Source organism: Neisseria sp. P0021.S005 (genome assembly GCF_051956955.1).
Map to the genome: position 1 here is coordinate 1 of NZ_JBQCWY010000072.1, position 10325 is coordinate 10325.

At 49.9% G+C, this 10325-nt stretch carries 11 protein-coding genes and 1 pseudogene; 7 read left to right on the plus strand and 5 right to left on the minus strand.

All coding sequences use genetic code 11. From position 1 onward, the window contains the following. Window positions 1–622: glutamine amidotransferase-related protein (locus ACTHUE_RS06300; protein WP_440423125.1), on the plus strand; the 622-nt coding region annotated here is incomplete at its 5' end. 63 nt (window positions 623–685) lie between these two features. On the opposite strand, the gene ACTHUE_RS06305 is transcribed toward ACTHUE_RS06300, so the two are convergent. Next, window positions 686–1432 carry a carbonic anhydrase gene (locus tag ACTHUE_RS06305; protein ID WP_004519452.1) on the minus strand — a complete coding sequence of 249 codons (747 nt, stop codon included), beginning with the start codon at window positions 1430–1432 and terminating at the stop codon, window positions 686–688. 388 nt (window positions 1433–1820) lie between these two features. Here ACTHUE_RS06305 and ACTHUE_RS06310 point away from each other — a divergent pair, with 388 nt between their 5' ends. Beyond that, window positions 1821–2936: a porin gene (locus ACTHUE_RS06310; RefSeq protein WP_004519454.1), complete on the plus strand. Its 1116-nt coding sequence runs from the start codon at window positions 1821–1823 to the stop codon at window positions 2934–2936. Between the two features lie 63 nt (window positions 2937–2999). Here the strand turns inward: ACTHUE_RS06310 and ACTHUE_RS06315 are convergent, their stop codons facing one another. After that, window positions 3000–3611 carry a CNP1-like family protein gene (locus ACTHUE_RS06315; RefSeq protein WP_039862007.1) on the minus strand — a complete coding sequence of 204 codons (612 nt, stop codon included), beginning with the start codon at window positions 3609–3611 and terminating at the stop codon, window positions 3000–3002. Between the two features lie 109 nt (window positions 3612–3720). Here ACTHUE_RS06315 and ACTHUE_RS06320 point away from each other — a divergent pair, with 109 nt between their 5' ends. The 3 genes from ACTHUE_RS06320 (at window position 3721) to pyrC (ending at window position 5682) form a co-directional block, all read left to right on the plus strand. Then, a complete protein-coding gene (locus ACTHUE_RS06320; protein ID WP_003681929.1) occupies window positions 3721–3945 on the plus strand; it encodes a sulfurtransferase TusA family protein in 225 nt (74 codons plus the stop codon). An 11-nt stretch (window positions 3946–3956) separates the two neighbouring features. Further along, complete coding sequence (locus ACTHUE_RS06325; protein ID WP_070588346.1) at window positions 3957–4550, plus strand: NMCC_0638 family (lipo)protein; 594 nt, start codon at window positions 3957–3959, stop codon at window positions 4548–4550. A 97-nt stretch (window positions 4551–4647) separates the two neighbouring features. Then, window positions 4648–5682: a dihydroorotase gene (gene pyrC / locus ACTHUE_RS06330; protein ID WP_070504408.1), complete on the plus strand. Its 1035-nt coding sequence runs from the start codon at window positions 4648–4650 to the stop codon at window positions 5680–5682. A gap of 134 nt (window positions 5683–5816) precedes the next feature. On the opposite strand, the gene ACTHUE_RS06335 is transcribed toward pyrC, so the two are convergent. Then, window positions 5817–6380 (minus strand): RBBP9/YdeN family alpha/beta hydrolase, encoded by a 564-nt coding sequence (locus tag ACTHUE_RS06335; protein WP_049322739.1) that lies wholly within the window; start codon window positions 6378–6380, stop codon window positions 5817–5819. Window positions 6381–6612: 232 nt separating this feature from the next. Further along, a complete protein-coding gene (cysD, locus tag ACTHUE_RS06340; protein WP_079453679.1) occupies window positions 6613–7554 on the minus strand; it encodes a sulfate adenylyltransferase subunit CysD in 942 nt (313 codons plus the stop codon). Between the two features lie 189 nt (window positions 7555–7743). On the opposite strand from cysD, the gene trhA reads away from it, so the two are divergent. Next, on the plus strand, window positions 7744–8370 hold the full coding sequence (trhA, locus tag ACTHUE_RS06345) for a PAQR family membrane homeostasis protein TrhA (protein WP_049335514.1): 627 nt from the start codon (window positions 7744–7746) through the stop codon (window positions 8368–8370). A gap of 58 nt (window positions 8371–8428) precedes the next feature. On the opposite strand, the gene ACTHUE_RS06350 is transcribed toward trhA, so the two are convergent. Then, window positions 8429–9859 (minus strand): alanine/glycine:cation symporter family protein, encoded by a 1431-nt coding sequence (locus ACTHUE_RS06350; protein ID WP_049335517.1) that lies wholly within the window; start codon window positions 9857–9859, stop codon window positions 8429–8431. Window positions 9860–10223: 364 nt separating this feature from the next. Here ACTHUE_RS06350 and ACTHUE_RS06355 point away from each other — a divergent pair. Further along, a pseudogene (locus tag ACTHUE_RS06355) lies at window positions 10224–10325 on the plus strand (YebC/PmpR family DNA-binding transcriptional regulator); the annotation flags it as partial.

Sequence of the window (10325 nt, forward strand, 5' to 3'; positions counted from 1 at the left end):
CGTTTCCATGCTCAAAGACATGGACGCGATTTTGGTGCCGGGCGGCTTCGGTTCACGCGGCGTGGAAGGCAAAATTGCCGCCGTACGCTATGCGCGTGAAAACAACGTACCATACTTGGGCATCTGCTTGGGCATGCAAATTGCCCTGATCGAATACGCCCGCGATGTTGCAGGCTTGAAAGGTGCGAACTCTACCGAGTTTGACTTGAAATGCGCTGCGCCTGTCGTTGCCCTGATTGACGAATGGCAAACTGCAGACGGTAGCGTAGAAACCCGTGACGAATCTGCCGATTTGGGCGGTACCATGCGTTTGGGTGCGCAAGAAGTTGACCTCAAACCGGGCAGCCTTGCCGCAAAAATCTACGGTAGCGAACATATCCGCGAACGTCATCGCCACCGCTACGAGGTCAACAACAACTATGTGCCTCAGTTGGAAAAAGCTGGTTTGGTCATCGGCGGCGTATCCGCAGGCCGTGAGCGTTTGGTTGAAACCATCGAATTGCCAAATCATCCTTGGTTCTTCGCGTGTCAGTTCCATCCGGAATTTACTTCCAATCCGCGCAAAGGCCATCCTTTATTCAGCGCGTTTGTGAAAGCCGCGTTGGGTAACAAAAAAGCCTGATTGATGTGATTGAAAAAGCACCCGTTATCCGGGTGCTTTTTTCTTTTCAGACGGCCTTAGAAGTTATTTGTCTTCATTGACTTCGCGGTCGTTCAAAGGTTGTACGGGACGGTTGTTTTCGCCACCGATAATGTCGCGCATGGCTTTAAACTGCGCCGCATCTGCCTGAACCGGAGTTTTTAAGACAACCCAAGTCACGTTTTCGCTGCAAGGCGGCGTTGTCAGCGAGCCTTTCAGCTGAAATGACTTGCTATCTTTAGGCAGCAGGGCTTGGATATTCAAGTTTTTCAAATCTACGGATTCGCCTGCTTTCAGTTTTTTGGCAATGAGTGCGGACAAGGCAGGGTTGTTTTTGCCCGGTTTAAATACAGAGCCGATGACCGCCAAAGTACCGTCTTCGGCTTGATGGACGAAATGCGCTTCCATCGGGAAATGTTTGCCTTTGAAAGTATGTTCGCTCGGCGTATGGAAGTGGAATTGTTTTAAGGTATAGGTTTTACCGTTAATCACGATGGTTTGTGCCTTGCCTTGCGGCGTGGCTTGAAGGGTATGGCCGTTATTTTCTACTTTGTAGTCGGCGACGTTGTAACGGTATGCCAGTTGTTTGCCTTTTACTGCTTTTGTTGCGGAGAAGTCCACAGGAGATTGCTGTTTGCCTGTTTTGCAGACAGCAAAGTCTTCACTTAAATCGCCCCAGTGTGCAGCATCGTTTTCACCTGTGTAAGACCAATGTGCATGATGGGTTTCGGCGGATACCGTTGCAGTAGAGACAGCCATTAGCAAAGATAAAAAGAGATGTTTGTTCAACATAAGGGCTCCTGTTTATTTATATTAGGTAAAAGAAAAAATTTATACCAAATAAATTATTGATATAAAAAAACTTCTTCATAAGAAGAAAGTTAATGATAGTGGCAATTTGGGAATGTTGGGTTGATATATGGCAAACATTTATCAAGCAATCATTTTTGATTAAATGATTGCAATAAGAGGGATGATTGTCCTTGCAGTGACTTTGAATGGGAGAGGCCGTCTGAAATTTCTTTCAGACGGCCTGTTTTATTTGAAAATGTTGTAAAAAGTCTAAACTCTAATAAATAAAAGTGCTTATCAAGATGAAAGTAGTTGTTTGTAGCGTTGGAAAACATTAATATTGCTAAACGTGTTTTCACGAGATTTTAACTTTGTTTTGGAGAGAATAATGAAAAAATCGATTATCGCTTTGGTTATTGCCGGTTTGCCGCTGGCTGCATCTGCAGAAGTGATTCTGTATGGTCAAATCAAAAGTAGCGTGACCGTCGGTCAAGTAAAAATCAAAGGTGATGCAGGTTCTGAAACCAGCTCTACCGCAACCAGCATCAATGACAATACCTCCCGCATCGGTTTCAAAGGCAGCGAGAACTTGGGCGGCGATTTGAAAGCCATTTGGCAGGTAGAACAAAAAACGGCCATTACCGGCGGTTCCCAAGGTTTTGCCACTCGGGACTCCTTCATCGGCCTGCAAGGTAACTTCGGTAAGATTCGCGCCGGTAAACTCAGCAATATGCTGAATGAAATGGACACCATCGATCCATGGATGTACAAAACCAATGCCGCAGGCTTGGGCATCTTTACCCGTACCGGCAACCGCAACGCCGCTGTACGCTACGACAGCCCGGATTTCGGCGGATTCAAATTCAACGTGTCTTACGCACCGCGCGACAACCGCAATCCTTCAGATAAATACACGCATACCCAAGCGGCCAAAGACCAATACACCGGCGGCGTGAGTTTCTCTAAAAACGGCTTTACCGCCAATGCGGCTTACGGCCACTACAACGGCGCGTACACCGACAAATCAAGCAAAGCCAAAGCGGCGCAAATCGCCAAAGTCGAAACTTATTACGATAAAGACAATCTCTTTGTCGGCGGCGGCGTACAATATGCCAAAGGCCATGAGACAGCCAACAAATATTTAGGCTATTTCACCGATGATTTTAATCAGTACAAGGGTAGTGACATCACTACCGACACAGGCAAAGAGGAAGCCGTGAAAGTAGTTGATGCAGCGGTAACTGTCGGCTACAAATTCGGCAACGTGACCCCACGCATTACTTACGCACACGGCTGGCCTGCCAAGGGCGTGAACAGTGGCGAGAAATTGGTGGATAAATTCGACCAAGTCGTTATCGGCGGCCAATACACCTTCAGCAAACGCACCGGCATCAATGCTCAACTGGCGTATCTGAAAGTCGGCAACAAAACCCGTCTGACTGCGGCCAACAAAGGCGGCGTTGAACAAAAAGCCGCTTCTGTGGGCCTGTATCACAAATTCTAAACCGTCTTGAAAGACAAGGCCGTCTGAAAAATTTCAGACGGCCTTTTTGTTGATTAAAGCGGTTTATTTGTCGTGCTTGGTCAGTGTTGTGCCGTGACGGCCGCCGCGTTCTTTCAAACGTTGTACCAAGCCTTCGACCGTTGTCGGCATACCGTCGATACAGAATGCCTGATACAGGGCGGTGTGCAGGGCATCATTGCGGCTGAACGCATTGCCGATCAGCTTCCAATCGCCTTTACGCGGCTCGATCCAGCGGTGGTTTACTGTGTCGCCGTATGCGAATACTTTGTAAGAAGAACGCTTGTCGTTACTGTAAGTAAAGGACGTACGGGCGCAATAGAGGCCTTCGACGGAGAGGTTGTCGTAGCCTTTGTCGGAGCGTACGTTCAAGACATAGCGGATGCTGTTGTCCGGCGCAGGCATGATTTGCAGGCTGCTGAGCAGGATTTTGGGCTGCTTGCCGTAGGTTTCGTTGACATAGAGGTCGAACCAATCGCCCGATTGGGTATCGGGCAAGGGCGGCAACTCGGCTTTATGTTCTTTAAATTCGCGTGCGGCAACTTCTTCAGGGCTTTCCTGATAACGCGTGTTGGTCAGCGTATCCTTTTGGCTGAAACCCAAAGCAAATGCTTGAGTCGCGGCAAGGCTGAGAGCGAGAAGGGCAAAACGGCGCATAGACAGCTCCAAAGTGAAAAACGGCTTTATTTTATGGGCTTGCAGGGTGGGGTGCAAGTAAGTGCGGTATAATTGACGTTAATTCTGATTAATATGACGAGTTTTCATCATGAATACACAAACTCTGGATGTCATCGGTTTGAAATGCCCGCTGCCGATTTTGCGTGCTAAAAAAGCTTTGGCGCAAATGCAGGAGGGCGAAGTGCTGACCGTATTGGCTACCGATGGCGGCGCGCCCGGCGATTTTGAAGCGTTTTGCCGTCAGACCGGACATGTCTTGTTGGAATCGAGCGAAGCCGACGGCGTGTTCAAGCTGGTGTTGAAACACAAATAAGGCCGTCTGAAATGTCTAAAGCCGTCGCGTTGTGTGCCGCCGTATTGGCCGTCTGCCTGAGTGCATGCGGCAAGGAAGGCGTTTCGCCGCAGAACGCTGCCGATTATGCCCAAAATGTAACCGACTTGTTCCGCCAAAGCTGCGTGGCCTCAGACGGCGATGCCGCCCTTGTCGGCGAGTTTGCCAATGCCAACAAACTGGTTTTATTGTCGAAAAAAGATATTGCCGATTTGCCTGCCGGAATGATGGATTTGGAGGCATTAAGCATTTGGAAGAAAACGGAAAACGGCGTAGATTATTATTTGAGCCTGACTGAAGACAGTTGCAGCGTGCGCACGGCTAAAGCCGACGACCATCTGATTTTCAAACAATTTTTAGCTTTGGCAGAAAATCCGCCGCAAGGTTTGAACGCTGAGTTGCGTGCCGATAATTTGGCGGAAGCCCCGTTGCCTATGCGTCAGATTTCCTACGCATGGCGCGCGTCCGGCAGTCCGAAAGAAACCTTGCTGACCGTCAAAACAACGTCGTCCGAGCATTTTCCGGTACAGGCTGTTTTTTATTTGACCCATCATTCTTACGACAATAAGGCCGCCGTTTTGCCTTAGGCCGGTTGACGATTGAAACATCAAATCGATAGAAACCGTTACCGCCGAATAAAGGCCGTCTGAAACATTATCAAACCAAACCACTCGAAAGTAAGCTATGCAAACCCTGACCATCATCCGCCCCGACGATATGCACTTACACCTGCGCGACGGTGACGCGCTCAAAGCCGTTGCCCCCTACACCGCCCGACAAATGGGTCGCGCGGTTATCATGCCCAACCTGAAGCCGCCCGTTGTCAGCATTGCCGATGCCCAAGCATACAAAGAGCGCATTATGGCCGCCCTGCCAGAAGGCAGTGCCTTTCAGCCGTTGATGACGCTTTATTTGACCGACAACGCTACTCCCGAACTCGTGCGTGAAGCCAAGGCTGCCGGTATCGTGGCTTTCAAACTCTATCCAGCAGGCGCGACCACCAATTCCGATTCCGGCGTGACCGACTTGTTTAAGCTAATTCCCGTGTTGGAAGAAATGGCGAAACAGGGTATTTTGTTCTTGGTTCACGGCGAAGTAACCGACCCCGAAATCGATATTTTCGACCGCGAGGCCGCCTTTATCGAGCGCGTGATGAAGCCGGTTCTGGCGCAAGTGCCCAACCTCAAGGTCGTGTTTGAACACATCACCACTGCCGAAGCAGCCCGACTGGTATTGGAAGCTGGCGATAATGTGGCCGCGTCCGTGACGCCGCAACACTTGCTGCTCAACCGCAACGACCTTTTGGTCGGCGGCGTGCGCCCTCATCATTTCTGCCTGCCGGTTCTCAAACGCGAAACCCACCGTCAGGCTTTGGTTGCCGCCGTTACCGGTGATAAGGCGCACAAATTCTTCCTCGGCACGGATTCTGCACCACATGCCAAAACTGCCAAAGAAAATGCTTGCGGTTGTGCCGGTATGTTCAGCGCGATGACTGCCATTGAGCTTTATGCTGAAGTGTTTGAGAAAGCAGGCGCGTTGGACAAACTGGAAGCCTTTGCTTCTAGAAACGGTTCGCACTTCTACGGTCTGCCTGAAAATACCGATACCATCACATTGGTCAAACAAACACAAACCGTACCTATCAGCGTACCTTACGGCGATGGCGAGCTTGTACCGATGAGGGCCGGCGGTGAGATTGAATGGACGGTGCAATATTAAATTTGCTGTCAATAAGGCATAAAAAGAAACAACCTGCTTGAAAGGGCAGGTTGTTTTTTTATTGTCGTTCAGACGGCCTGTCGTGGGGAGGGGAGACAGACAAGGCCGTCTGAAAACCAAATTATATTGCGTGTTTATTCGGTCAACATGGGTTTCAGTGCTTCCCAAGCCTGCGGCAGTTGGGTAAAGCCGTCCGAAGCCATCAAATGGCCGCCTTCGGGAATATGGGTAACAGGACTTTTGAGTTTGGCCGCCATGTCCAAAGTCAGTTCGGGCGGAACATGGGTGTCGTTGTCGGAAACCAGACAGTGTTTGGGCATGTCGATTTTGCGCAGGATGTCGAAATCGGGCGACGCTGCTTTAATGTAGGCATCAAGCGCAGGCAGGGGTGGCAGCGTATCGGCAAAACCGGCGGCAAGCAACAGACCGCCGATTTTTTGGGGCTGTTGGCGGCTGAGAAAGTGAAGGAGGGTAATGCAGCCGAGACTGTGGCCGACTAGGAAGGTATGGGCATCGGGCTTGCCGATGTGCTGGTCAAGGGTAAACTGCCACGCGGTCGTGCTTGGTTTGTCGGGATTGGGCATGGCGAGGGAGATTGCTTGTGCGCCGGTGCTTTTGATTTGGGCGCAAAGCCAGTCAAACCAGTTGCCGTGCGGATTGCCTTCAAAGCCATGTACGATATAAACGCGTCGATTCATGTTTTTCCTCCTTCAGACGGCCTGAGACTTTTGTCTAAATCTCTGCCTGTAAGCGTTTATTATACCATGTTTGTTTATGTTTTATTGTTTGTCGCTTGGTAAGGATTTTTAATTAAGCTTTTGTTGTTAAATGATATTTGCAAGAATAATAAAGCAAACAACACGGCAGGGGCAGATGGTTTTGCCGTGTTGTTCGGGTTTGAAATATATATGGGCCGTCTGAAAAACCGGTTTAGAAATAGCCTTGTTTTTTGCGTTCTTCCATTGCCGCTTCCGATACGCGGTCGTCCATGCGCGTGGCGCTGCGTTCGGAAATGGTTGCGGCGGCGGTTTCAGCAATGATGTCTTCGGGCGTGGCGGAGGTACTGGCAACAGGGCAGGTGCAGGAAATATCGCCGACGGTGCGGAAACGGACATCACGGATTTGGGCAATTTCGCCTTCGCGTTTTGGGGTCAACGGGGTAACGGGAACGAGCAGGCCGTTGCGTTCGACAACTTCGCGCTTGTGGGTGTAATAAATCGGCGGCAGGGCGAGTTTTTCGCGTGCGATGTATTGCCAGATGTCCAATTCCGTCCAGTTGGAAATCGGGAATACGCGCATGTTTTCGCCTTGGAACAGGCGTGTGTTGTAGAGCGACCATAATTCAGGACGTTGGTTTTTAGGATCCCATTGGCCGAACTCGTCGCGGAAAGAGAAGATGCGTTCTTTGGCGCGCGCTTTTTCTTCATCGCGGCGAGCGCCGCCCATTAGCGCATCAAAGCCTTGTTCTTCAATGGTTTCAACCAGCGTAACGGCTTGGGCGGCGTTGCGAGAATCGGTTTCGCGGCGCAAGACGACACTGCCTTTGCGGATGGATTCTTCTACGCTACCGATCACAAGTTGTACGCCGGTACGCGCGACTGTGTCGTCGCGGAATTGGATGACTTCGGGGTAATTGTGGCCGGTATCGACGTGCAGGAGTTTGAACGGCAGCTTCAGCGGACGGCCTTCGATTTGGAAGGCTTTGACGGCAAGCGCCAGCAATACGACTGAGTCTTTGCCGCCGGAAAACAGCAAGGCCGGATTTTGGGCGTTGGCAATGACTTCGCGGATGATGTAGATAGACTCGGCTTCGAGCCAGTCGAGGTGGTGGTTTTGGATGGACATTTTTTCTCTCTTTGCAACCTTGGCGATAGTCGATACTTTAGTGAGGCCGTCTGAAAAAGGGAAAGAATGGTTTGTTTGTTGCAAAGATGTTTTTGTTATATTGCAAGGCCGTGTTTTTCAGACGGCCTTTGCGCTTTAACTTATTTTTAAACCGATTTCTCTGACGAAGCCTCTGTCTTCGCGTACACTTTGGTCTTTTAGAAATGAGAATGGTTTATGTATCACGGCGAGAGATTTAATGCGTACAGCCATTTGGCCGGTTTCTTATTGGCAGTGGCGGCGTTGGTGCTGATGCTGGTGAAAGCGGTGGAATCGGCGGACGGCTATCGGATTGCCGGTGCACTGACTTACGGAATCTGCCTGCTGCTTCTGTATTTGGGTTCAACCTTATATCACAGTATTCCGCAGCCTAAGGCCAAGGCGATTTTGCAAAAGGTTGATCATTGTATGATTTATCTTTTGATTGCAGGCAGTTATACGCCGTTTACGCTGATTACCCTTCACGGCGGCTGGGGCTGGTCGCTTTTCGGCGTGTCTTGGGGATTGGCTTTGCTAGGCATTGTTCAGGAACTGACAATTGGGCGCAAAAGCGAGAAGCGGCTGCTGTCGATGGTGATTTATGTGTTGATGGGCTGGCTGATTGTGGTGGCGGTATGGCCGCTGATACAGTCGCTTTCGGCTGGTGGATTATTTTGGCTGGTGTTGGGCGGCGTATTGTATAGCGCGGGGATTTATTGGTTTATCAACGATACGAAAATCCGCCACGGCCACGGTATCTGGCACTTGTTTGTCTTAGCAGGCAGTTTGACGCAATTTATCAGTATTTATTTTTATGTGTTGTAGTTTCAGACGGCCTGAAATAAAAAACCTCTCAGTTTGACTGAGAGGTTTTTGTTTGTCGTTAATCTGGGTTTTTGTCGTGGAATTCGTGGAATTCGTAGTTGTAGGTCAACTCTTTGCCGGCTTTGGTTTGCGCCAGATAATCGTCATAAACCGCACGGATTTCCTTACGCAGCAGGAAGAGGGCGATTAAGTTCGGCAAAACCATAAAGCCGTTGAACATATCGGACATACTCCAAACCAAATCCACTTTGCCCAATGTACCCAATACGATGGCCACCAAAACCAGTGCGCGGTAGATGCCCAAGTGTTTGCCGCGGAACAGGAAGCGGATATTGGATTCGCCGAAGTAGTACCAGCCGATGATGGTGGTGAAGGCGAAGAAGGTCAGGCAGACGGCGAGCAATTGTGAACCAAAACCCGGGAAGGCTTTGTTAAACGCCAGTTGGGTAACTGCTGCGCCGGTTTCGCCGGACAGGTTGGCATCGGTCAGCAGGATAATCAGCGCGGTTGCCGTGCAGACCATCAGCGTATCGATAAAAATACCGATAAACGCGGCCATACCTTGTTGCACAGGGTGTTTGACGTTGGCGGTCGCGTGAGCGTGCGGGGTCGAACCCATACCGGCCTCATTGGAAAACAGGCCGCGTGCCACGCCGAAGCGGACTGCCTCGCGCATACCGATACCGGCCGCACCGCCCAATACCGCTTCGGGATTGAAGGCGGCAACAAAGATACTGTGGAACATCGGGATAATGTGGTCGGAGAATTTGAACAAAATAATCACGGCACACAAGATGTAAATTACCGCCATAAACGGCACGACAAATTGCGCGATACCGGCAATGCGGTTGATACCGCCGATGATGATCAGGCCGGCGAATACCGCCAAAGCAATGCCGACAGCCATCGGAGGAATATCGAAAGCCAAATTCATGGCCGAGGCGATGGAATTGGATTGGGTTGCGTTGCCGATGAAACCCAGCGCGATAATCAAGGCGATGGAGAAAAAGCCGGACAGGAAACGCGCCGCGCCACGGCCGATTTTCGGGGTCAGGCCGTGCGTGATGTAAAACGCAGGGCCGCCGATGTATTTGCCGTGGCTGACCACGCGGTATTTTTGCGCCAAAACGGCTTCTGCAAAAATGGTAGACATGCCCAGAATGGCAGACAACCACATCCAAAAAATGGCCCCCGGGCCGCCGGCAGTAATCGCAGTGGCGACACCGGCAACGTTACCGGTACCGATTTGCGCAGAAATCGCTACGGCAAGCGCTTGAAATTGAGACAGGGATTTGCTTTCGTGGTCTTTGTCTTTTTTGCTGAACAAGCCGCCGAAAACGGCTTTAAAACCCGCCCCCAATTTGGTAATTTGCGGCGCGCCCAAGTACAGGGTAAAAAACAGGCCAATACCGATTAAGGCATAAATCAGCAGGTAGTCCCAAAGAACCAGATTGACTGCACCCACCAGAGCAGACAATATTTCTTCCATAATAAAACCTTTAATAAAAACAATAAAAATAAAATGATACGGGTAACTACTCCCACTCATTTTTCGCGTTTGGCAATATCGGCGAGCAGGCCGTTTTGCCATTCGATACCGGTTAAGTTGTTAACAATTTTGACCGATTTTGTCATCATACCGTAAACCTTCGTGAATTAAAACGAAAAACTGACAAAGGTTTGCCGCAAATGTGCTTCTTTATTTAAAAAAGTTTCTTTGTTTTCAGACGGCCTGTTTTTGCAAATATTCGGGCCGTCTGAATATTTTGGCTAAAGGCAACTTATGATAAAATGCACGCCTTACAAATGAAGCAAATTCCGCCTCAGCGCGTGAAAAAACGAAAGGAATCAACATGGCAGGCCATAGTAAGTGGGCAAATATCCAACACAAAAAAGCCCGACAAGATGCCAAACGCGGCAAAATCTTCACCCGTCTGATTAAAGAAATTACCGTT